Origin of the sequence: Pseudomonas sp. WHRI 8519 (assembly GCF_040224055.2) — a bacterium.
Taxonomy (GTDB): domain Bacteria; phylum Pseudomonadota; class Gammaproteobacteria; order Pseudomonadales; family Pseudomonadaceae; genus Aquipseudomonas; species Aquipseudomonas putida_X.
This window is the reverse complement of sequence record NZ_CP167996.1, coordinates 3867299-3889678: the sequence shown is the minus strand read 5'-3', so window position 1 is coordinate 3889678 and position 22380 is coordinate 3867299. Positions and strand designations below refer to the sequence as shown.

The window sequence follows — 22380 nt, the reverse complement described above, 5'->3', positions numbered from 1 at the left end:
CCTGCGCCTCAGGCAGCCGCAAAGAGGTTGGCCTGAAAACCAAGGGTTTACACCGGAACGTCCAGTCTCATGAAACTGCATCAACTCCAGGCCCTCGTGTCCATTGCGGACAATGGCAGCATCCGTGCAGCAGCACGCAAGCTCGGCGTTTCACAGACAGCTGCTGCGAAGGCCGTCCGAGAGCTCGAAAGCGAACTGCAGTTGCCACTGCTCAACCGTAATGTCAGTGGAGTGGGCCTGACGCGCTATGGCAGATCCCTGCTCACTCACGCCCGACAGATGCTTGAGCAAATGGGGCGTGCCCAGCAGGAGCTCGCCCACCTCAGGGGCGAGACAGTGGGCCATTTACGTTTCGGAATATCACCCTGGATGGGAATGTCCCTGCTTCCTGAGGCGGTTCGCCTGTTTCGCCTGCAGATGCCTGGAATCCGCCTGGAAATCTTCGAGGGATTGATGGCTGTGACGCTGCCGCGTCTGCGCGAGGGCACCATGGATTTCGCTATAGGATTGGTTTCGGCCATGCTGCCCCGGCCGGAATTCTCCTGCGAACCCTTGTTGTCCTACGAAATGTCAGTCATCGCCCGGAAAGGTCATCCAAAGGCAGGTAGTCGCTCGATTCACGAACTGCTGGACCAGGACTGGGCGGTCAACTATCCGGATACTAACCACGAAGACTTCATGCAAGAGCTCTTCTGGCAGCATGATGCGCAGATCCCTATCAATCAGATTCAGAGGGCCCAGTCATTACAGTTGATGCTCTCACTCATGGAGCAGACCGATATGCTGGGGTATTGCCCTGAGCCCATGCTGACGGTGCCGATGTATCAAGAGCGTATCGTTCGGCTGAACTTGGCCGAGTCGTTTGCCACCGACACGATAGGCATCGTCACGCCTCGCAATGCCCAGCTGGGCGCTGCTGCCCAAGTCTTCGTCGAGTGCTTGCTGCAAACGATTCGCCGGCGAGCCCGCTCTTCCAGGCCAGAGGACACTGTGTTGTTCAACACCCTCAAGCTACTGATCTGATCTGATCTCAGCTCAGATCAACAACGCCACTGCATGCACGATTCCCTCGCTGTACTTGGCCCCATATAGATCAATCGACAAATATGAGCTCCTGGCGATTCGCAATGGATGAGAGTGATCAGGTGCTCATTCATCCCTGGGTGTTTCGCTTCTGGCTCCGCACTCATGCGTGTACGGCTTTGCAGCACTTGCAGGGTTGTTAGGCTCACCGCCTACCTAGCTCTAATCAGCCCAATCGATCCAAAAGCAAGTGTGGCAAAAGCGCGGCGGATCAGTTTATTGGCTGCCTGAGTATCAAGGATGGTGTTGATACCGCTACTTGTTAACAGATGGCGCAGTCAACGACGTAGCCCCGAACGCAATCGACATCTGTCTTCGTCACGTACAGTGTCAGAGCTGCCGCTGTCAAAGTTGAGGTGCTACGCGCAGAGCAGGCTGTCTCAGAACTCAAAACTCAGATTTTCCATAGCGGTTTTAGTCGCGATAGATTCTTTTTAGCAGCCGGAGTAACTCGGTGCGTTCGCCATCCGAAAGGCTTGATGTGGCCTCGTGATCGCTGTCCGCGGCGATCTGCTTCAACTCACTGAGCAGCGTTTCACCTCCCTTGCTCAGAAAAATACCATACGAGCGTTTGTCCGGCTTGCAGCGCACCCGCACAGCCAAGGCGCGCTCTTCGAGCTTGTTCAGCATTGGCACGACCTGGGGGGGGTCGATCGCCAGGGCACGAGCCAAGTCGGCCTGCATCAGCCCAGGGTTTTGTTCGATGATCGCCAGTGCCGAAAACTGGGCTGGGCGCAGGTCATGGGCCGACAACCTGGCGATAAGGTTCTGGAACACCTTCAACTGGGCGCGCCGCAAGGCGTAGCCAATCAGGTCCTCAAGTACCCCTTCTTCCGAAGCTGCGGGCACGCAAGCGTCGTCTGTGATGCGGGCTGATCTGGGCATCAGGCTCGGTGCTCCTCGATTATGGATAACAAGATTACCTATTTCTCTTGTCCGCTGGCAATCCGACCAAACCCTTACTGGCAAAAGAGAACCCGCTGATGGGGGGGGCGAAAGATAATTTTCATGATAGTTAATTGACATAACTAATTTGCTCGATTAACGTGAACCCATCACCTCGAACAACAAGAGTGCAGAACCATGAGCAAATACGAAGGCCGCTGGACCACCGTCAAGGTCGAACTGGAATCGGGCATCGCCTGGGTCACCCTCAATCGCCCGGAAAAGCGCAATGCCATGAGCCCGACCCTGAACCGGGAAATGGTCGACGTGCTGGAAACCCTCGAACAGGACGCTGACGCCGGCGTGCTGGTCCTCACCGGTGCCGGCGAGTCGTGGACCGCCGGCATGGACCTGAAGGAGTACTTCCGCGAGGTGGACGCCGGCCCGGAGATCCTCCAGGAGAAAATCCGCCGCGAAGCTTCGCAATGGCAATGGCGGCTGCTGCGCCTGTACGCCAAGCCGACCATCGCCATGGTCAACGGTTGGTGTTTCGGCGGTGGCTTCAGCCCATTGGTGGCGTGCGACCTGGCCATCTGCGCCAACGAGGCCACCTTCGGCCTGTCGGAAATCAACTGGGGCATCCCACCGGGCAACCTGGTGAGCAAGGCCATGGCAGATACCGTTGGCCATCGCCAGTCGCTGTACTACATCATGACCGGCAAGACCTTCGATGGCCGCAAGGCCGCCGACATGGGCCTGGTGAACGACAGCGTGCCGCTGGCCGAGCTGCGTGAAACCACCCGCGCGCTGGCGTTGAACCTGCTGGAAAAGAACCCGGTGGTACTGCGCGCCGCGAAAAACGGCTTCAAGCGTTGCCGCGAGCTGACCTGGGAGCAGAACGAAGACTACCTCTACGCCAAGCTCGACCAGTCGCGCCTGCTGGATACCTCGGGTGGCCGCGAGCAGGGCATGAAGCAGTTCCTCGACGACAAGAGCATCAAGCCCGGTCTGCAAGCCTACAAGCGCTGAGTCCGGCGGCGGGCGTTGGCCGGCTCGGTCAGCGCCCGTGGGTATTTCTCTATAACGACAACAAGAGGAATGAGCATGTTGCAGGTGCCTTTGCTGATTGGCGGACGGTCGCTTCCTGCCAGCGATGGACGAACCTTCGAACGCCGCAACCCGGTCACCGACGCGGTGGTCTCGCAAGTGGCCGCCGCCACCCTGGCCGATGCCGATGCGGCAGTGGCCGCGGCGCAGGCGGCATTCCCGGCCTGGGCCGCCCTGGCACCCGGTGAGCGGCGCAGCCGCCTGCTCGCCGGCGCCGACCTGCTGCAGGCACGGGCCGCCGAGTTCATCGCCGCCGCCGGCGAAACCGGGGCCATGGCCAACTGGTATGGCTTCAACGTGAAGCTGGCCGCCAACATGCTGCGCGAAGCCGCAGCCATGACCACACAGATCACCGGCGAGGTGATTCCCTCGGACGTTCCCGGCAGCTTTGCCATGGCCCTGCGCGCGCCCTGTGGCGTGGTGCTGGGCATCGCGCCCTGGAACGCGCCGGTGATCCTAGCCACGCGTGCCATCGCCATGCCGCTGGCCTGCGGCAACACCGTGGTGCTCAAGGCCTCGGAGCTGAGCCCTGCGGTGCACCGGTTGATCGGCCAGGTACTGCACGACGCAGGTATTGGCGATGGCGTGGTCAACGTCATCAGCAATGCCCCGGAAGATGCGCCGGCCATCGTCGAGCGCTTGATCGCCAACCCGGCGGTACGCCGCGTCAACTTCACCGGCTCCACCCACGTCGGGCGCATCGTCGGCGAGCTGGCTGCCCGGCACCTCAAGCCGGCCCTGCTGGAACTGGGCGGCAAGGCACCACTGCTGGTGCTCGACGATGCCGACCTCGACGCCACGGTCGAGGCCGCAGCCTTCGGTGCCTACTTCAACCAGGGCCAAATCTGCATGTCCACCGAGCGCCTGGTGGTGGACAGCCGCATCGCCGATGCCTTCGTCGACAAGCTGTCGGTGAAGGTCGCCGGGCTGCGTGCCGGCGACCCGCAGTCCAGCACGTCGGTGCTCGGTTCGTTGGTCAGCGCCGGGGCCGGCGAGCGCATCAAGGCGCTGATCGACGACGCCGTGGCCAAGGGCGCACGCCTGGTGTGCGGCGGCCAGCTGGATGGCAGCATCCTCCAGCCGACCCTGCTCGACAAGGTCGATGCCAGCATGCGGCTGTACCGCGAGGAGTCGTTCGGGCCGGTGGCGGTGGTGTTGCGCGCCGAAGGCGACGAGGCCCTGCTGGCCCTGGCCAACGACTCTGAGTTCGGTTTGTCTTCGGCCATCTTCAGTCGCGACACCAGCCGCGCCCTGGCCCTGGCGCAACGGGTCGAGTCGGGCATCTGCCATATCAATGGCCCGACCGTGCACGACGAGGCGCAGATGCCCTTCGGCGGGGTCAAGTCCAGTGGCTACGGCAGCTTCGGCAGCCGCACCGCCATCGACCAGTTCACCCAACTGCGCTGGGTCACCCTGCAGCAGGGCCCGCGACACTACCCAATCTAGCTTTGCGCCCCAAGCAACACGCAACAAGACCGCCGCCTCCATCGCTAGGCGGCGGCAGGATGTACAACAAGAACAAGGAGCAACCTGCGTGAATACCGAAGCTCGTTCACGGTCGACCGACCCTGGCCAACGTCCGCGCTACCGCCAGGTGGCCATCGGGCATCCCCAGGTGCAAGTCAGCCACGTCGACGGCGTGCTGCGCATGCAGCCCGTCGAGCCTCTGGCGCCGCTGCCGGGGCGTCTGCTCGAACGCCTGCTGCACTGGGCCGCCGTGCGTCCCGACACCACTTTCATCGCGGCGCGCCAGGCAGAGGGCGCCTGGCGGACGATCAGCTACGCACAGATGCTCGCCGACGTGCGCACCATCGCCGCCAACCTGCTGGGCTTCGGCCTTAGTGCCGAACGCCCGCTGGCATTGTTTTCCGGCAACGATATCGAGCACCTGCAGCTCGCCCTCGGCGCCATGTATGCCGGCATCCCGTATTGCCCGGTATCGCCGGCCTACGCGCTGCTGTCGCAGGACTTCGCCAAGCTGCGGCATGTCTGCGAGGTGCTCACCCCGGGGTTGGTGTTCGCCAGCGACAGCCAGCCGTTCCAGCGCGCCTTCGATGCGGTGCTGGACGACTCGGTCGCAGTGATCAGCGTGCGCGGCCAGGCCGAGGGCCGTCGCCACCTGGGGTTCGACAGCCTGCTGCAACCCTGCGACCTGGCTGCGGCCGATGCGGCATTCGCCGCCACCGGGCCGGACACCATCGCCAAGTTCCTCTTCACCTCGGGTTCGACCAAGTTGCCCAAGGCGGTGATCACCACCCAGCGCATGCTCTGCGCCAACCAGCAGATGCTGTTGCAGACGTTCCCGGTGTTCGCCGAGGAGCCGCCGGTGCTGGTGGACTGGCTGCCGTGGAACCACACCTTCGGTGGCAGCCACAACCTTGGCATCGTGCTGTACAACGGCGGCAGTTTCTACCTCGACGCCGGCAAGCCGACCCCGCAAGGCTTCGCCGAAACCTTGCGCAACCTGCGCGAGATTTCCCCCACGGCCTACCTCACCGTGCCCAAGGGCTGGGAAGAGCTGGTCAAGGCGCTGGAGCAGGACGCTGGTCTGCGCGAGGTGTTCTTCGCGCGCATCAAACTGTTCTTCTTCGCTGCTGCCGGCCTGTCGCAAAGCGTCTGGGACAGCCTCGACCGCATCGCCGAGCAGCACTGTGGCGAGCGTATCCGCATGATGGCTGGGCTGGGCATGACCGAGGCTTCGCCGTCTTGCACCTTCACCACCGGGCCGCTGTCGATGGCCGGCTATGTCGGCCTCCCGGCGCCGGGCTGCGAGGTGAAGCTGGTGCCTCAGGACGGCAAGCTCGAGGCACGCTTCCGTGGCCCGCACATCATGCCGGGTTACTGGCGTTCGCAGCAGCAGACCGCCGAGGCCTTCGACGAGGAGGGCTTCTACTGCTCGGGCGACGCCTTGAAGCTGGCCGATGCCGAGCAGCCTGAACATGGCCTGATGTTCGATGGCCGCATCGCCGAGGACTTCAAGCTATCGTCCGGGGTATTCGTCAGTGTCGGCCCGCTGCGCAACCGCGCGGTGCTCGAAGGCTCGCCCTATGTGCAGGACATCGTGGTCACCGCGCCGGACCGCGAATGCCTCGGCCTGCTGGTGTTTCCGCGCCTGCCCGAGTGCCGGCAACTGGCCGGGCTGGCCGGGGATGCCAGCGATGCCGAGGTGCTGGCCAGCGACGCCGTGCGCCACTGGTTCGCCGGCTGGCTGGAACGCCTGAACCGCGATGCCCAGGGCAATGCCAGCCGCATCGAATGGTTGTCGCTGCTCGCCGAGCCGCCGTCGATCGACGCGGGTGAGATCACCGACAAGGGCTCGATCAACCAGCGTGCGGTATTGCAACGGCGTGCCGCGCAGGTCGAGGCGCTGTACCGCGGCGAAGACCCGCGCGCGCTGCACGCCCAGGTGCGCTCATGAGTCGTCACGGGCTGTGCACGGTGTTCGAGGACGTGGCCATCGTCGAGATGGCGCGCACCCCTTGGGTCGACCTGGGCGGCTCCCTGGCTGGGGTTTCGCCCATCGACCTGGGCATCCAGGCCGGGCGCGCGGTGCTGGCGCGGGCGGGTATCGCCGCGCAGGCGGTGGACAGCGTGCTCGCCGGCAGCATGGCCCAGGCCAGCTTCGATGCCTACATGCTGCCACGCCATATCGGCCTGTATTGCGGCGTGCCGCAGGCGGTGTCGGCGCTGGCGGTACAGCGCATCTGCGGCACTGGCCTCGAGCTGCTGCGCCAGGCCGGTGAGCAGTTACGCAGTGGCGCGCGGCAGGTGTTGTGCGTGGGCGCCGAGTCGATGTCGCGCAACCCGATCGCGGCCTATGAACACCGGGGTGGATTTCGCCTCGGAGCGCCGGTCGGGTTCAAGGACTTTCTCTGGGAGGCGCTGTACGACCCGGCGGTCGGGGTGGACATGATCGGCACTGCCGAGAACCTGGCCAGCGAATACGGCCTGGATCGCGATGCCGTGGATGCCTGGGCCCTGCGCAGCCATCAGCGGGCCCTGCTGGCCCAGCAACAAGGCTGGTTCGACGAAGAGATCGTCAGCGTCAGCGCCCAGGCATTCGAGGCCGACGGCTGCTTGCCACGCGGCATCGCCTTGCCGCGTGGCGTCGGCGAGGTCAGCCAGGACAGCCACCCACGGCCGACCGATGCGGCTGCGCTCGCGCGCTTGCGCGCGGTACATGCCGGTGGCTTGCAAACTGCCGGCAACAGTTGTGCGGTGGTCGATGGCGCGGCGGCGGCCTTGGTCACGCGCTTCTCCGATTGCGCTCGGCCAGCGCTGGCGCGCTTGCTGATGGCCACGGCCGTTGGCGTGCCGCCCAGGACTATGGGCATCGGCCCGGCACCGGCCATCGAGTTGCTGCTTGAGCGCAGCGGCTTGCACCTGGAGCAGATCGATCGCTTCGAGATCAACGAGGCGCAAGCGGCCCAGGTGCTGGCAGTGGCCCAGGCGCTGCAGCTCGATGTGGACAAGCTCAACGTGCATGGCGGCTCCATCGCCCTCGGCCACCCCTTGGCCGCCACCGGCCTGCGCCTGGTACATACCCTGGCTCGGCAACTGCGCCATGGCAACCTGCGCTATGGCATCGCCGCGGCCTGCATCGGCGGTGGCCAGGGCATGGCGCTGCTGATCGAAAACCCCCATTTCGTTACCTGACCCCGAGGTATCCCATGGCCTGGAAGGCTCCCCTGCGCGACATGCAATTCGTCCTGCAACACTGGCTGCGGGCCGACCAGGCCTGGGCGCAACTACCGGCGTATGCCGACGTCGACCTCGACCTGGCAGCCCAGGTGCTGGAAGAGGCGGCCCGCTTCAGTGAGCAGGTGCTGGCGCCGCTGAATAGCTCGGGCGATCGCCAGGGTTGCCAACTGGAGGCGGGCGAGGTGCGCACCCCAGACGGTTTTCCGGCGGCCTACCGCGCCTATGTCGAAGGCGGCTGGCCGGCGCTGGCATGCGCCCCGGAGCTTGGCGGCCAGGGGCTGCCCCTGGTGCTGGACGCGGCGTTGCAGGAGATGCTGTTCGGCAGCAACCACGGCTGGGCGATGTACACCGGCATCGCCCATGGCGCCTACCTGTGCCTGAAAACCCATGCCTGCGCCGAGCTGCAGGCGCGTTACCTGCCGGGCATCGTCAGCGGCGCGACCTTGCCCACCATGTGCCTGACCGAACCCCACGCCGGCAGCGACCTCAGCCTCCTGCGCAGCCGCGCCGAGCCCCTGGGCGACGGCAGCTATGCGGTCAGCGGCAACAAGCTGTTCATCTCGGGGGGTGAACACGACCTGAGCCACGACATCCTCCACCTGGTGCTGGCCCGGCTGCCGGACGCGTCGCCCGGCAGCCGCGGGCTGTCGCTGCTGCTGGTGCCGAAATGGCGGGAAGATGGCCAGCGCAATGCCGTGTTCTGCGACGGCCTGGAACACAAGCTGGGCATTCGTGGCAGCGCCACGTGCGCGTTGCGCTTCGAAGGTGCGCGCGGTTGGCTAGTCGGGCAGGCCCACGGTGGCCTGGCGGCGATGTTCGTGATGATGAACTCGGCCCGGTTGCATGTCGGGTTGCAAGGGCTGGGGCATGCCGAGGCAGCTTGGCAGCAGGCCCGCGACTATGCCCTGGAGCGGCGTCAGATGAATGCGCCAGGGCGGGCCAAGGGTGCCGAAGGGGCCGATCCGATCCACCTGCACCCGGCAATGCGCCGGACCCTGTTGGAGTTGCGCGTGCGCAGCGAGGGCATGCGTGCATTGGCTTATTGGGCGGCGCACTGGCTGGATATCGCTGCGGTCGCTGCCGAACCTGAGCAACGGACCAGGGCGGCGACACTGGCTGCGCTGTTGACGCCCGTGATCAAGGCGGCCTTCACCGAGCAAGGTTTCAGCCTGGCCAGCAAGGCTCTGCAGGTGTTCGGCGGCTATGGCTACACCGAGGAGTTCGCCATCGAGCAGACCCTGCGCGACAGCCGCGTCGCGATGATCTACGAAGGCACCAACGAGATCCAGGCCAACGACCTGTTGTTGCGCAAGGTGTTGGGCGATGGCGGTGAAGGCATTGCGTTGCTGTTGGCCGAGTTGCGCGCCGAGGCACGGGTGTCGGCTGGCCGCCCCGGGATTGCCCTGGGCAGTGTCTGCGACACGCTGGAAGCGGTAGTGGCCAGGGTGCGATCGAGGGCGACTGACGACCCCGAATACCCGTATCGCGCCGCTGGCGACTTCCTGCAACTCTGCGCCACGGCCCTGCAGGCGTTCGCCTGGGCCCGCACCGCTCGCTGCCTTGAAGCGCTGCCGGTGGAGGCGCCACAGCGCCGCGAGAAGCAGCAAAGCACCAAGTTCTTCTTCGACTACCTGCTGCCCGACCTCGACCGGCAGGTGGCGGCCGTCGACGCGGCCGCTGCACCGTTGCCCTTCATTGCCGAATCGTTCTGAAGCCCACATGTGAGGTTGCCATGAATACCGGCTGCGGCTGACGTGCCGAGGGCCGGTAGCGCATGCAGCGGTCCGCCGAGCACAGGTGCGAGCCACCCTTGATCACTGCCACCGGCACGCCCGGCTCGGCGGGATCGTAGCTGTCAGTCAGTGCCGGGCCCGGCGGGTCGAGTACGGCGTCACGCTGGGCGTCGTGGCCCGGCTGGTAGCCACTGCGGGTCAGCTCCCAGACATTGCCGCCAGCATCGAAGAGGCCGAAGCCATTGGCCGGGAAGCAGCCTACCGGCGAGGTCCCGGTGAAGCCGTCGGCCGCCGCGTTGTGGTAGGGGAACTGGCCCTGCCAGGTATTGGCCATGAGCTTGTCCTTGGGCAACTCGCTGGCGCCCCAGCTGAAGTCCGCATCCGCCAGACCGCCGCGCATGGCGTACTCGAGCTGCGCCTCGCTGGGCAGTGCGCGGCCGGCCCAGCGGGCGTAGGCCTGGGCATCTTCCAGGGCGACCTGCACCACCGGATGGTTGTCCAGCCCGGCCAGGTTGCTCGCCGGCCCTTGCGGATGCTGCCAGCTGGCACCCGGCATGAACTGCCAGCCGGGGCTGAGCACGTCCGGTCCCTGCTGGAACACCATCGCACCGGGCACACGCAGGTCTTCGGGCAGGGAGGGATCGTCGTCAACACTGATGCCGCGCTCGGCATGGGTGACATACCCGGTGGCTGTCACGAAGCGGGCGAACTGGGCGTTGGTGACCGGGTGCACGTCGATCCAGAAGCCCGACACCCTGGCGGGATGTGGCGGGCCTTCCTCGTCGTAGAACCGGCTCGAACCAAAGCTGAACTCGCCGCCAGGCACGTGCACCATGCCGTCCCGCCACGGGCCCTGGCGCTGCGCGGGCAGGCCGCTGTAATCCGCGCACAGCAGCACCGGCGCCGGGGCTTGTGGCCAGGCGCCGTAGAGGGCGACGAGCAGGCCGGCGGCGAGCGCTGCGCCGCCGGCTACTCGAGCGATCATTCCTGCTTGGCCAAGGCTAGCCTTGCCGGACGGCCATCGGCATCGATCGCGATGTTGCTGCGCTGGGCATAGGCTTTCCAGTCGCGCAGCATATGCGCCACTTGCCCGGGGTGCTCGGCGGCGATGTCGTGGTGCTCGCCGGGGTCTTTGCGCAGGTCGTACAGGTGCCAGCCCGGCTTGCCGTCGGTGGCATCCCACAGCAGTTTCATCGGCCCCTTGCGCAGCGAGGCGCTGCCGTTGATTTCCCAGCCCAGGGCTTCATCGCTGGCGTGGATCTGGCTGTCCTTGCCTTGCAGGTAATCCAGCGCCGAGGTGCCTTGCGGCGGCACGATATCGCGGTCGCGGTACTTGATTCCGGGCAGTGGCGCACCGGCCAGTTGCAGCAGCGTCGGCATGATGTCGCGCACGCTCGCCAGCTCCTCGCTGCGACCGGCCTTGATGGTGGCCGGGTAGTAGACGAAGGCCGGTACGCGGATGCCGCCCTGGTAGGTGGTCATCTTGTAGCGGCGGCTGGGCAGGGCGCTGACTTGAGCCCAGGCCGAACCGATCATCAGGAACGAGTCGCGGCGGCCGTAGTTGTCCAGGCGGTTGTCGAAGTTTGCCTTGATCCAGTCGGGGTCGACGCGGGTGGCGTTCTCCGGCCCGTTGTCGGACATGAACAGAATCAACGTGTTGTCCAGCTCGCCGGTCCTGCGCAGGTGCTCGACCAGGCGCCCGACCTCGGCATCCAGAGCCGTGACCATGGCGGCGTACACCTCCATGGTGAGTGCCGACTGATGCTGTTGTTCTTCGCTCAGCGACGCCCAGCTCGGCACGCCTTCCAGTTGCGCCTCCAGGGGGAAGTCGGCCGGTACCAGGCCGGCCTTGCGCTGGCGCAACAGGCGCTCGTGAGCGATGGCCTCGTAACCCTGGTCGTAGCGGCCACGGTACTGCGCCAGATACTGGTCCGGCGCCTGCAACGGCCAGTGCGGCGCGGTGTAGGCGGCGAACGCGAAGAATGGTTTGTTGCTGGCCTTGCCCTGGTCGATGACATCAATCAAGCGGTCGGTGAACCAGGTGGTGGAATAGAAATCGTCGGGCAGTTCGATGGGCTCGCCATTGTGGCGGAAGCTCGCACTGTAGTTCGACTGCAGGTCCATGTTGGCCTGCTTGAAGTGAGCGGCGCCGCCTTCGAGCAGCACGTAGGCCTGGTCGAAGCCGCGATTCTGCGGTTGCTGCGCTGGTTGCATGCCCAGGTGCCATTTGCCGGAGATGTAGGTGCGGTAACCGGCGTCACGCAGCAGTTCGGCCAAGGTGGCGACGTTGCCACCGAGCACGCCTTCGTAGCCGGCCCGTACCTCTGACCCGGGCGGCAGGCGCTTGCGCGCTTCCGACATCATGCCCAGCCCGGCCAGGTGCGGGTCGTTGCCCGACATCAACATGGCGCGGGTCGGCGAGCAGCTGGGCGCTGCATGGAAGTCGAGCATCAGGCGGCCGTCGGCCAGCAGTTTGTCGAGGTTCGGCGTCTGGATTTCGCTGCCCAGGGCCGACAGGTCGGAGAAGCCGAGGTCATCGGCGACGACCAGCAGAATGTTTGGTTGTTTAACGGTTTGTGCTGCCAAGGCCTGGCTGGCGCCGAGCATGAGCACGCCAAGGGCGGCGAGGGTACGTAGATGATTCATTGCAGTGCTCTTGTTGTTCTTATGGATTGATTTTTTTGCATGACCGCACGCTAGAGGCCGCGCCATGGGAATTCTAGCGGCCAGTTGCAGCGTTCCGCAGCCGCCGGGTGCAGAAGTGTGCGATCAGCGAACGCTTGATCGTGGTGACCGCTTGCCGTAGCGATCATCCCTATTGACGGCTTAATAGTTAACAAAAATAATCATTAATAGAGTTATCCAGTTTCAAAAACAAATATAAGAACAAGCGAAGGGAAATTCTGATGACCAGGCCGTTGAAGGGGGCGTGGGTGCCCCTTGTACTGTTTTCGCTCTGCCAATCTGTGCTTGCGGCCAACCCGCTTGAGGACAGCCGACCAGGGCGGCCCGGGGCCCCTCGCTGGATCGAGGACTACCGCTTTCTCGACGAGCCTGGTAAAACCAGCGACCCGTTCGATGGCTTGCGCTATCACCGGCTGTCCGAGTCGGCCTGGCTGCAACTCGGTGCCGAAGCCCGCTACCGGGCCGATGCGCTCGACAAGCCATACTTCGGCCTGCGCGGGGTGAAAGACGATTCCTACCTGCTGCAACGGCTGCAGGCCCACGCCGACCTGCACCTGTTCGACGATGCCGTGCGCACCTTCGTCCAGGTGGAAAACACCCGCGCGTTCGGCAAGGTCCTTTACTCGCCCAACGATGAGGGCCGCAATGAACTACGCCAGGCCTTCGTCGACTTCAACCATGACTTTGCCGAGGGGCGCTATACCACCCGTGTAGGTCGCCAGGAGATGGCCTTCGGCGACCAGGTGTTCGTCACTTACCGCGATGTACCGAACATCCGCCTGAGCTTCGACGGCGTGCGCGCTGGCCTCAACCTCAAGGACGGGCGCAAGCTCGATGCCTTTGCGGTGCGCCCGCTGAAAACCGGCGAGGACAGCTGGGACGACGGCAGCAACAACAGCGTCAAGTTCTATGGCCTCTACGGTACCTTGCCGCTGTCGCCGGCCTGGAACATGGACCTGTTCGCCTTCGGCCTGGAAACCGACGAGCGCAGCCTGGCTGGCGAAACCGGTGACGAGCAGCGCTACACCTTCGGCACGCGGCTGTTCGGTCGCCAGCAGGCGCTGGACTGGAGCTGGAACCTGGCCGGGCAGACCGGCCACCTGGGCAATGCCTCGATCCGCGCCTGGGCGGTTTCCAGTGACAGCGGTTACACCTTCGCCCATCCCTGGCAACCACGCCTGGGCATGCGCATCGATGCCGCCAGCGGTGACAGCGACCCAGGCGATGGCAAGGTCGGCACCTTCGACCCGCTGTACCCACGCAACGGTGTCTATGGCGAGGCCAGCCTGACCACCCTGAGCAACATCATCGTGGTCGGGCCCACGTTCGGTTTTTCGCCCTGGCGCACGGTGCGCTTCGAACCCGGCATCTTCGAGGTCTGGAAGCAGCGCGAGGAGGACGGCGTGTACATGCCCGGCATGAGCCTGCTGGCCAACACCCGCGGCACCGGCCGGCACGTGGGCACCATCTACCGCGCCAATACCCGCTGGCTGGCCACGCCCAACCTCACCCTGGACCTCGACCTCAAGTATTACGACGTCGGCGCGGCCATCAAGGACGCAGGCGGCGAGGATTCGTCGTTCATCTCGGTGCGTGCCACGTTCCGCCTTTGACTACCCGACCGATAACAACAAGAGGGGCCACACATGCGTCATTCATCCGCAACTTCCAACAAGGCAGTACTCACCATCGGTTTGTGTTTTCTCGTAGCGCTGCTCGAAGGCCTGGACCTGCAGGCGACCGGCATCGCCGCACCGCACATGGCCAAGGAGTTTGCCCTGTCGCCGGGCATGCTCGGCTGGGTATTCAGCGCCGGGTTGCTGGGGTTGTTGCCCGGGGCGTTCGTCGGTGGCTGGCTGGCCGACCGGCTTGGTCGCAAGGCGATCCTGATCGTGGCGGTGCTGCTGTTCGGCGGTTTTTCGCTGGGCACCGCCCATGCCGAAAGCTACACCTCGCTGCTGATTGCTCGCTTGATGACCGGCCTTGGGCTGGGCGCGGCGTTGCCGATCCTAATCGCGCTGGCCAGCGAGGCGGCGCCTGATCACCTGCGCAGCACGGCGGTGAGCCTGACCTACTGCGGCGTACCGTTAGGTGGGGCATTGGCGTCAGTGATCGGCATGAGCGGGGTGGGCGAGGGCTGGCGTGCGGTGTTCTACGTCGGCGGCATCGCGCCGATTGCAATTGCCTTGGTGCTGATGCTCTGGTTGAAAGAGTCTCAGGCGTTCCGTGCCCAGGGTGGTGCGCAGGCCGACGCCGATGGCACCCTTGCCCAGCTGTTCGGGGCGGGGCAAATGAGCCGTACGCTGCTGCTGTGGGTGGCGTGCTTCTTCACCCTGACGGTGCTGTACATGCTGCTCAACTGGCTCCCGTCGCTGCTGATCGGCCAAGGTTTCAGCCGGCCCCAGGCCGGAGCGGTACAGATCCTGTTCAACCTTGGCGGGGCAGCGGGCTCATTCCTCACCGGGCGCATGATGGACCGCGGCTTTGCCGGGCGGGCGGTGCTGATCGCCTATGCCGGGATGCTGGCGTCGTTGGCGGGACTGGGGTTGTCGAGCAGTTTTGGCCTGATGTTACTGGCCGGTTTCACTGCGGGTTACTGCGCTATCGGCGGGCAACTGGTGCTGTATGCATTGGCACCAACCCTGTATCCAACCCAGGTACGCGCCACGGGGGTAGGGGCATCGGTGGCAATCGGGCGACTGGGCTCGATTGCCGGGCCGTTGGCTGCCGGGCAGATCCTGGCAGCAGGTGCCGGCGCAAGCGGCCTGGTAGTGGCGGTTTCACCTGGGCTGGTAATTGCGGCGCTGGCGGCAAGAGCACTGCTCAGACATCGCTCGTGCCCACAGTGCTCACAGTCTGTGCCTGGATCCACTACCTAGACCTCGGTAGCCTGCTCCTGCAAGTATGCAGAGCTACAGCTACGGCTCCCATCCGGGCAAAACGTTCACCAAGCCGCAGAGATGGCCCGCCCCCATGTGAAGGCGGCCATCGCTGGTGCCGTGCCAGACATTGGCACGCTGCAGGGGGGCAACTGATCCTCAATGTGGAAGTTCCGAGGACACTAGGTTGTTCAACACTCATGCTAACGATCTTTGGTCTGTTCAACGACGACTGCAGACACGATTCCGTCCACTGTGCTTGGCCTTGTACAGATACTCATCCGCATCCCTGAGTAGAGTTTCAGAACAAGATCCGCCCTGGCCGGTGCCTGCTACACCGATGGAAACAGTGATGCTGCCGACGCCAGGAACAGGATGATCGGCTATAGATTGGCGAATTCGTTCAGCGATAACTTTTGCTACCTCTATATCCGTATCCGGCAACACAACAGTGAACTCTTCCCCTCCCGTCCTGCATACCAGATCATTGGCTCTCGAGTTGATGCGAAGAATCTGGGAGACCTGCTTCAGTGCAACGTCGCCCATATCGTGGCCATAGGTATCGTTGACCTTCTTGAAGAAGTCGATATCGAGAGCCAGTACGCAATAATTCCGTAATGAAGCATCCAGCCGGGCCAGCGAGTCGGCCATGACTCGACGATTGGCCAACCCTGTCAGAGGGTCTGTCCGCGCCTCCTCGTTCAGACGCCCGATCTTCAACTGCAGTAATTCAACCCCTACCAGCATCGCTCGGCGAATTGCAGCCGCATCGCTATACCAGGTGCGAATAGCCTTCAGTCGTTCGGTTGCATCGGTCGCTGATAATTGCGCCGCAATGTTTGATAGCTGTTGCAGCGGCCTTGAGATAAGGACTGCGCCAAACCAGATCATAAGCATCCCGAGCAAGCTGGCAGGCACCATTCCCAATACCATATCTCGCATCAGGACTTTCAAAGGCGCCAGGCTCATCTCTCGGGGTTGCTGCGCGACCACCGCCCAGTTGGCATCTGGCACTTGAGCATACCCCGCCAGCATTGGTACGCCTTTGTAATTGGCTACGGCCATCGACCCGCTCTCTCCTCGAAGCGCTGCATCGACTGTTTTGCTCCATCCCAGCTTTTGGCCGATGCGTTGCTCTTCAGGATGTGAGAGCAGTTGTCGCTGGCTGTCAGCCACGAACGCAAAAGTCCCTTCATGATGGAAGTGTCGACTGATGATGGTGTGCAAAGCACTCTGCTTTTTCAGATACACCGATCCACCAATCGCGCCTAGGTACTCTCCAGAAGCAGCGAAGATCGGCTGAGAGATCATTACGACGAGGTTGCCGGCAGCAGACATGTAGGCGGAACTGACCACCGGCCGGCGCGCAGCGAGCGATTCGTCGATTCCCGGAGAATGAGGCGTGGATCCGTTGATCTGCATCGGATCCGGGTAGGCCTCTATGATCCTCCCGGTCGCATCGATGATGGCAATGGAGTTGAAATCGGTATCCTGACGTTGCAAGCGGATTGCTTCGGCTCGTAGTACTTCAGCATTTCCCCAATGCTTACCCAACTCTTCGGCACTGAAGCGGAGATGACCGTGGGCCGACCGCAGGAACTCGCCGATGCTGGAGGCGACTTTAGCTGCGTACGCGCGGTTGGACTCCAGGGCATGCTCGATCAATGCATCCTGTTGCACTCGATAGGCCGTGACCAAGCTATTGGCCAAGGTCGCCAATACCGAAACAATCACGAACATCAGTATCAACCAGCGTAAATGCAGTCTGCCGACCTTACCGGGAGGCTGGCCATCCGGGCTTGCAGTGTCGGACACTTGTTCCATCATGTATCTCCGTAAGGCGAGGGCTTAACCGGTCGAGCTGTTGTGTCACCAAGCCAGCAGGCGTGGCGGAGGTAACCGCCTCGCCTGAATCAGGATTGTGTTATCAGTTGTCCTGGCTACAGACACCGTTGGCGCCATTTTTGCCGGTGTAGGTTAGCGAGGCTGTACCGTCAGGGTTGATGCTCAGAGAAACGGTCACTCCGGCGCCCTTGATCTCGAAATACTCGTCGCTGAATTTCTTCAACTGACCTTTTTTTCCGTTGATGTAAACCGGACCACCCTTGTCTGCGTGTACCTCAATCCCCCCAGGACAGGTGGCGTTAACCAGTGGAATTGCCGCACTTGCCATGCTCGAGAAGGCCAGCAGAGAAATAACCGAAATCAGCCTTTTCATGATGTTCTCCGTTCGTTCAGTGAGTAAATCTAAAGGTTGTCGCTTCAAAACGCTGTCATGCGTTGGGAAAAGTTGATGAATTCGGCGGCGGCCATTGGTCTGGCAAACAACCAACCCTGGCCGAATTCGACGCCCCGGCTTTGCAGGAACTGCAACTGCCGCTCGGTCTCTATCCCTTCGCCAACCATGGCCAACCCCATTTCATGGGCTAGCGCGATGGTGTGTTCTAGCACCGGGTGGTCATCCACCTGGTCAATGCGTTCCACGAAGCCCTTATCTATCTTTATCAGATCGACGGGCAAATGCTGCAGATACTGCAAGCTCGAGTAACCGGTACCAAAGTCGTCCAGTGCGACAAGATGTTGCCGCAGACGACTGGTCGCCAGATTCAAACGTGCTGGCTCCAAATCCAGTCGATCGTTTTCGGTAACCTCCAGCCAGACCTGCTGTGCATGAACCCCGGCCTCGGCAATTGCACCTCCTAGAACCTCGAGATAGCGACCATTACAGATGTCGGCCGCGGTCAGATTCAACGAGACATGCCGAGAGCGATCGCTTCGCAGGTAATCGCCAAGATCAGAGCAGATGGCCATGATCATCCGGTCCGTAATGGCCTCGATCAGCCCCGCTTCCTGTGCAAGCGGAAGGAAACACTCAGGGGAGATCCAGCCACTGACGGGATGCTGTAGCCGAACCAGCGCCTCCGCACCGCGGCATTGCCCGCTGCGCAGATCAATGATGGGCTGATAATGAGCTTGGATTCGACCGTGGCGTATGGCCTGTTTCAGTTCGGCTTGCGGGGATAACCGCTCAAGGGTTCGGCGCGCCACACTTCGGAGTCCAAGGACGGCCAAAAACACCCCCGGCGGCAGCACCACCAGCAGGGTCAGCCACAATTGGCTAACCAGTTTCTCCCGCGACAAGGCCACCACGACATGCCAGTCCCCACGGCTGACTCTTCGGTATAGGAAACCTTGCTCCAGTTTCGATCGGTCACCGTCATGGATTACGGAAAGTAAGCGGGTGAACGCATCGTTACTCCCTGAGCTTAACCAGCGTCCCATGGGAGTACCGAGTGCCAGATGGAAACCTGGTTCTAACGAGGTGTCCTTCAAAGGACCAGAGTCCAGCAACAGATGGAAAGCCGCATAGCTGAGTGTCAGCAGATCATCTTCAGGTGCAACGCTCTGCGTATAACCGGGCAGGTAGACTGATACGCCGTTTTGAGTCCGGAAGTCTTCTCCGGCGTCGGGTATCGGCTGCCGTGATACGCCAGACGTGCTGCAGGCGAGTACCTCTTCTTCGGCGTAACCAACCGATTTGACAGAGAGGGTATTGAGTACAAGCAAGTTCATCTGCTCGATGCCTTCCGGTGAGCAGGCCGGTAGTTGCGAGTCAGCTACATGCCTGAGGGCGTCGCTAGCCATGGCGATGGTCTGGTCGGCACGTTGTACGGCAAGCTCAGCCAGAACATCCAGCTGCCGCTCAGTGCTCTTGAGCACCATTAGCCAGGCAAGGCCGATACTGCATCCCACTGCAACTGCCACGCAGAGGCCACTCGTCAAAGCACCGGCCATTACTATCCTTGAACGCTTCATAAAGATCTCCGGCGGAGCAAAACCAGCATGTCCTTGAGGATGCCCTCTATCGAGGGCATCCACTGACGGGTTTACCAAAGGATGCGGTAGCCGACCGTTACTTCCAGCGGCTGCTCAATCTTAGGTCCCTGCTCGTAGTGCACTTCGAGCATGACCTTTTGCCGCTCGCTGAGCTGGACGGTGCTACCAAGGCCATAGTCGGTCCGGGCGCCTGGCAGCGAGTTGTCCAGTTGATGGCCGTCTACCGTCACATGGGTTTTGCCGGCCAACTCCTCGATCTGAGAGACGCTGATATAGGACTGGATGTGAGAGCCGTTTTCCATGATGAAATCGCGCCCGGCACGACCGCCAAGTCGGCCCTCGACAGACTCCTGCGCTTGGGCATCGACCTTGAGGCCATCGCTACTGGTGTAGTGCGGACCGTCCAGGTGTACTGCTGATATCTGCGCTTGTGGTTCAACGAACCATCCATCCCCCAGGACGAATTGACGGCCTACTTCCACACTGGCGCCGTAGGCGTTGCCGTCATAACGGCCACGCACTCTGTGACCCAGGTTGTCTGTGACTTTGACTTGGCCGTCGAGGTGGTCGTATTTCACTACGGTATCGACATACAGTCCGGTGTCACCGATCCAGGTGGTATACAAACCAATCGATCGACTGTCGATCACACCCTTGCTGCGTTCGCCGAAATCCTGCTCGGAGCGGGCAGCGCCCAGCATGCCGCCGACGTAGAGACGTCCGTTGCCATCCGTGATAACGGCATCAGCACCCAGTTGCGTACCGTTGATGTTCTGGTCGAAGGCCCGACTATCGTTCGCCTTGAGATGCTGTTCAGTGGTCATCGCCCGGGCCCACAAGCCGCCCTCGTCCTCGCCAAGACGGAGCTCGCCAAGACGACGATTCAAGGTGCCCATCTCGTTATGCCAGAGCCCAGCGGCAGCAGTTTGCATTCCGAGAGCAGCGTTCGCTCCCTTAGATATGCGTTGATTTTGCGGCAGGTGTGGAACCGACTGATTTGGCTGCGACGGGGTCAGGGTAGCCATCGCGACGTTGGTACTAACCGGCGTTGGCACCGATTGAGCTGGCAGCGATGGGTTCAGGGCTGTCATGGCGACGTTGCTACTCACTGGCGTCGGTACCGGTTGAGCCGGCAGCGACGGATTCAGGGCCGTCATGGCGACGTTACTACTCACTGGCGTCGGTACTGATTGAGCCGGCAGCGACGGGTTCAGGGAAGTCATGGCGACGTTGCTGTTCACAGGCGTCGGTACCGATTGAGCCGGCAGCGACGGATTCAGGGCCGTCATGGCGACGTTGCTGCTTACTGGCGTTGGCACCGATTGAGCTGGCAGCGATGGGTTCAGGTTCGTCATGGCGACGTTGCTGTTCACAGGCGTCGGTACCGACTGAGCAGGCAGCGATGGGTTCAGGGCCGTCATGGCAACGTTGCTGCTCCCTGGCGTTGGTACCGACTGAGCCGGCAGCGACGGATTCAGGGCTGTCATGGCGACGTTGCTGCTCATCGGCGCTGGCACCGACTGAGCCGGCAGCGACGGATTCAGGGCTGTCATGGCGACGTTGCTGCTCACCGGCGTTGGCACCGACTGAGCTGGTAGCGAAGGGTTCAGGGCCGTCATGGCGACATTGCTGCTCATCGGCGTTGGTATCGCCTGGTAGGGCCGTGCGGGAGCAAGTGACTGTATGGGCACAATCTGGCCAGTCTCCGCCAGATACCAGTCACTGCCCTGGCGCTGCAGGCCGTAGCGATAGGCGCCAGCGTCCACATGGCCACCCAGGAGACTAAAGGTGCCTGCGCCACCGCTGCTGGCAACTACTTTCAACGGTGCGCCATTCGCATCATGGCCACTGTCCGCGACCATCAGCTCATGTTGACCGCTAACCGAACCCTGTACCGAGAGCAAATCCCCTTGGGTACTGGAAAGATCGGTTTTCATGAGGAAGCGTCCGCTACCGCCAAGATCGCCATGGACGGTCAGCACCTCGAAGTTGCTTGCGCCAAACATCACATCCGAATTGGTCAGGCTGAGATTGCTCACAGCCGAACTGCCCTTCAGCATCCAGCGACTGTTATCCAGATCCATGTTCAACATGCCACTTCCGGGCGCTTGCAGCAGGGTGTCGCCTCTCAGTTCACTGTTGTGTGCCGTCAGGTCGAAGCGGCCGTCGCCATTCACTCGCGCGAGTTCCACTGCGCTGACCTGAGTCGATTGCAACTGCGCTTTCAATTCGCTGCGAGCCCCCACAAGGAAGGACGTACCCTGTGATGAGATGAGGTCACTGTCGTCCAGCAAAGCCAGGCCCTGGCTACCCGGTTGGGTTTCAAAAAGAGCTTGCGGACCGGCGACATGGCTGCCACGCAGTTGCAGGTAGCCAACGCCAGGGGCCTGGGAAGAGCCTTCGAAAACAACGGTGCTTCCGTCAAGGTTACCGACCGAACTATTGGCCAGGCTGATTCGACTTGCTCCTTCCAGGCCGAGCGCTGCCGCCGACGAGCCGGTGGCGAGTACCTGGCTGCGCTCCAGCTCTATAACGCCATCACTGGCAACCCTTGCAGCCGCTGCATAGCGTCCATCGGTCAGCAACGCACCGTCGGCCACGCGAATGCTCGATCCTGTTGTTGCTCGCAACGCAGAGGCGCGTTCACCCAAGGTATGTACCGTGCTGTTACCAAGCAGATCGACCCGGCTTTTCTGCTGGATGTTCACACCATCACTGGATGCACCTTCGGTAAGGATGTCGGTTCTCTCCAGTGAAAGAAGGCCGCTTGAGTTCGAAGCAAGCACACCCGCGCTTTCAGCTTTATGGGTATGAATCAATGTGCCGTTGACGACACCAGCTTGGGTATTGTCGACCTCACGGATACCGGCACTGGACATCTCGAAGGTCTCGATTGAACCTCGCGCTACGTTCAGCGTCGCATTGGCACTTATGTCGATGCCGGGACTCAACACGCCAAGGGTGCGCAGGTCCATATCGACAAGATGCAATTCACCATCACGCAAAAGAACCACTGGACTGCGTCCCCCGGAGGTTTGCAGCACGCCGGGGCCTACCAGATCTGCGCGGCTCGCACCGCTGATGCTGATCACTGGCGCAGCGCTACCGAGGGTCAGGCCATTCAGGGACTGAGCCATTAGCGCTGCGGCGGCTTGCATATCGATACCTGTGCCCGAAGCATTTCGAACCGAAACGCTATCAATGGCGAAGGTCAGCCCCTGCAGGGAGATCGCAGGATTGGCGCTGGTGACATCAACCTGTTTGCGAATCAGGTTGCCGACAGATGATTGGTTGTCGAAGCGAAGCGGGGTCGAGTAGTCCGCAGCTATCGCCGAGCCGCTGATCAATGCCGCGACCACCATAGCTATGGGTAGGAGGCGATGCGGCGGATGACGAGGAGTAGCCATGGTGGTAGAGGCATTATGGGTTTTCATGATCTTCGTCCTGAAGGTAGGTGACTGTTGCCACCA

General features: G+C 62.5%; 15 protein-coding genes. 8 read left to right on the top strand and 7 right to left on the bottom strand.

What is annotated here, in order from left to right; all coding sequences use genetic code 11:
- Positions 1–69 precede the first annotated feature (69 nt).
- Positions 70–1023, top strand: coding sequence for a LysR substrate-binding domain-containing protein (locus tag ABRP30_RS17845; RefSeq protein ID WP_349975039.1), 954 nt, complete (start codon positions 70–72; stop codon positions 1021–1023).
- A 474-nt stretch (positions 1024–1497) separates the two neighbouring features.
- Here the strand turns inward: ABRP30_RS17845 and ABRP30_RS17840 are convergent, their stop codons facing one another.
- Positions 1498–1968 (bottom strand): MarR family transcriptional regulator, encoded by a 471-nt coding sequence (locus tag ABRP30_RS17840; protein WP_349975170.1) that lies wholly within the window; start codon positions 1966–1968, stop codon positions 1498–1500.
- A gap of 198 nt (positions 1969–2166) precedes the next feature.
- Here ABRP30_RS17840 and ABRP30_RS17835 point away from each other — a divergent pair, with 198 nt between their 5' ends.
- The 5 genes from ABRP30_RS17835 to ABRP30_RS17815 all read left to right on the top strand — a co-directional run bounded on the left by ABRP30_RS17835 (position 2167) and on the right by ABRP30_RS17815 (position 9488).
- Positions 2167–2997: a p-hydroxycinnamoyl CoA hydratase/lyase gene (locus tag ABRP30_RS17835; RefSeq protein ID WP_349975038.1), complete on the top strand. Its 831-nt coding sequence runs from the start codon at positions 2167–2169 to the stop codon at positions 2995–2997.
- 75 nt (positions 2998–3072) lie between these two features.
- Positions 3073–4521 (top strand): aldehyde dehydrogenase, encoded by a 1449-nt coding sequence (locus tag ABRP30_RS17830; RefSeq protein WP_349975037.1) that lies wholly within the window; start codon positions 3073–3075, stop codon positions 4519–4521.
- An 88-nt stretch (positions 4522–4609) separates the two neighbouring features.
- Positions 4610–6493: a feruloyl-CoA synthase gene (locus ABRP30_RS17825; protein ID WP_349975036.1), complete on the top strand. Its 1884-nt coding sequence runs from the start codon at positions 4610–4612 to the stop codon at positions 6491–6493.
- Positions 6490–7731, top strand: coding sequence for a thiolase family protein (locus ABRP30_RS17820; protein WP_349975035.1), 1242 nt, complete (start codon positions 6490–6492; stop codon positions 7729–7731). Before ABRP30_RS17825 ends, ABRP30_RS17820 begins: the two co-directional genes overlap by 4 nt.
- A gap of 14 nt (positions 7732–7745) precedes the next feature.
- Complete coding sequence (locus tag ABRP30_RS17815; RefSeq protein WP_349975034.1) at positions 7746–9488, top strand: acyl-CoA dehydrogenase family protein; 1743 nt, start codon at positions 7746–7748, stop codon at positions 9486–9488.
- On the opposite strand, the gene ABRP30_RS17810 is transcribed toward ABRP30_RS17815, so the two are convergent.
- Positions 9469–10494: a formylglycine-generating enzyme family protein gene (locus ABRP30_RS17810; RefSeq protein ID WP_349975033.1), complete on the bottom strand. Its 1026-nt coding sequence runs from the start codon at positions 10492–10494 to the stop codon at positions 9469–9471. The two genes, ABRP30_RS17815 and ABRP30_RS17810, sit on opposite strands and share 20 nt — an antisense overlap.
- Complete coding sequence (locus ABRP30_RS17805) at positions 10491–12155, bottom strand: arylsulfatase (protein ID WP_349975032.1); 1665 nt, start codon at positions 12153–12155, stop codon at positions 10491–10493. Before ABRP30_RS17805 ends, ABRP30_RS17810 begins: the two co-directional genes overlap by 4 nt.
- Positions 12156–12415: 260 nt before the next feature.
- Here ABRP30_RS17805 and ABRP30_RS17800 point away from each other — a divergent pair, with 260 nt between their 5' ends.
- On the top strand, positions 12416–13807 hold the full coding sequence (locus tag ABRP30_RS17800) for an alginate export family protein (protein WP_349975031.1): 1392 nt from the start codon (positions 12416–12418) through the stop codon (positions 13805–13807).
- A 33-nt stretch (positions 13808–13840) separates the two neighbouring features.
- Entirely contained in the window at positions 13841–15073 is a 1233-nt protein-coding gene (gene mhpT, locus ABRP30_RS17795) for a 3-(3-hydroxy-phenyl)propionate transporter MhpT (RefSeq protein WP_349975030.1), read from the top strand.
- Positions 15074–15295: 222 nt separating this feature from the next.
- On the opposite strand, the gene ABRP30_RS17790 is transcribed toward mhpT, so the two are convergent.
- From ABRP30_RS17790 to ABRP30_RS17775, 4 genes are all read right to left on the bottom strand, one after another.
- On the bottom strand, positions 15296–16897 hold the full coding sequence (locus tag ABRP30_RS17790) for a sensor domain-containing diguanylate cyclase (protein ID WP_349975029.1): 1602 nt from the start codon (positions 16895–16897) through the stop codon (positions 15296–15298).
- Between the two features lie 103 nt (positions 16898–17000).
- Positions 17001–17291 (bottom strand): hypothetical protein, encoded by a 291-nt coding sequence (locus ABRP30_RS17785; protein ID WP_349975028.1) that lies wholly within the window; start codon positions 17289–17291, stop codon positions 17001–17003.
- Between the two features lie 44 nt (positions 17292–17335).
- Positions 17336–18868, bottom strand: a complete 1533-nt coding sequence (locus tag ABRP30_RS17780; RefSeq protein ID WP_349975027.1) for an EAL domain-containing protein — start codon at positions 18866–18868, stop codon at positions 17336–17338.
- Positions 18869–18960: 92 nt separating this feature from the next.
- Complete coding sequence (locus tag ABRP30_RS17775) at positions 18961–22344, bottom strand: autotransporter outer membrane beta-barrel domain-containing protein (protein WP_349975026.1); 3384 nt, start codon at positions 22342–22344, stop codon at positions 18961–18963.
- Positions 22345–22380 lie beyond the last annotated feature (36 nt).

What these genes read in the sequence shown, in the direction of transcription:
- ABRP30_RS17815 (WP_349975034.1), top strand. Translation starts at nt 7,746, where the DNA reads ATGGCCTGGAAGGCTCCCCTGCGCGACATGCAATTCGTCCTGCAACAC.
- ABRP30_RS17785 (WP_349975028.1), bottom strand. Translation starts at nt 17,291, where the DNA reads ATGAAAAGGCTGATTTCGGTTATTTCTCTGCTGGCCTTCTCGAGCATG.
- ABRP30_RS17835 (WP_349975038.1), top strand. Translation starts at nt 2,167, where the DNA reads ATGAGCAAATACGAAGGCCGCTGGACCACCGTCAAGGTCGAACTGGAA.
- ABRP30_RS17840 (WP_349975170.1), bottom strand. Translation starts at nt 1,968, where the DNA reads ATGCCCAGATCAGCCCGCATCACAGACGACGCTTGCGTGCCCGCAGCT.
- ABRP30_RS17780 (WP_349975027.1), bottom strand. Translation starts at nt 18,868, where the DNA reads ATGGCCGGTGCTTTGACGAGTGGCCTCTGCGTGGCAGTTGCAGTGGGA.
- ABRP30_RS17845 (WP_349975039.1), top strand. Translation starts at nt 70, where the DNA reads ATGAAACTGCATCAACTCCAGGCCCTCGTGTCCATTGCGGACAATGGC.
- ABRP30_RS17820 (WP_349975035.1), top strand. Translation starts at nt 6,490, where the DNA reads ATGAGTCGTCACGGGCTGTGCACGGTGTTCGAGGACGTGGCCATCGTC.
- mhpT (WP_349975030.1), top strand. Translation starts at nt 13,841, where the DNA reads ATGCGTCATTCATCCGCAACTTCCAACAAGGCAGTACTCACCATCGGT.
- ABRP30_RS17800 (WP_349975031.1), top strand. Translation starts at nt 12,416, where the DNA reads ATGACCAGGCCGTTGAAGGGGGCGTGGGTGCCCCTTGTACTGTTTTCG.
- ABRP30_RS17805 (WP_349975032.1), bottom strand. Translation starts at nt 12,155, where the DNA reads ATGAATCATCTACGTACCCTCGCCGCCCTTGGCGTGCTCATGCTCGGC.
- ABRP30_RS17830 (WP_349975037.1), top strand. Translation starts at nt 3,073, where the DNA reads ATGTTGCAGGTGCCTTTGCTGATTGGCGGACGGTCGCTTCCTGCCAGC.
- ABRP30_RS17790 (WP_349975029.1), bottom strand. Translation starts at nt 16,897, where the DNA reads ATGGAACAAGTGTCCGACACTGCAAGCCCGGATGGCCAGCCTCCCGGT.
- ABRP30_RS17775 (WP_349975026.1), bottom strand. Translation starts at nt 22,344, where the DNA reads ATGAAAACCCATAATGCCTCTACCACCATGGCTACTCCTCGTCATCCG.
- ABRP30_RS17810 (WP_349975033.1), bottom strand. Translation starts at nt 10,494, where the DNA reads ATGATCGCTCGAGTAGCCGGCGGCGCAGCGCTCGCCGCCGGCCTGCTC.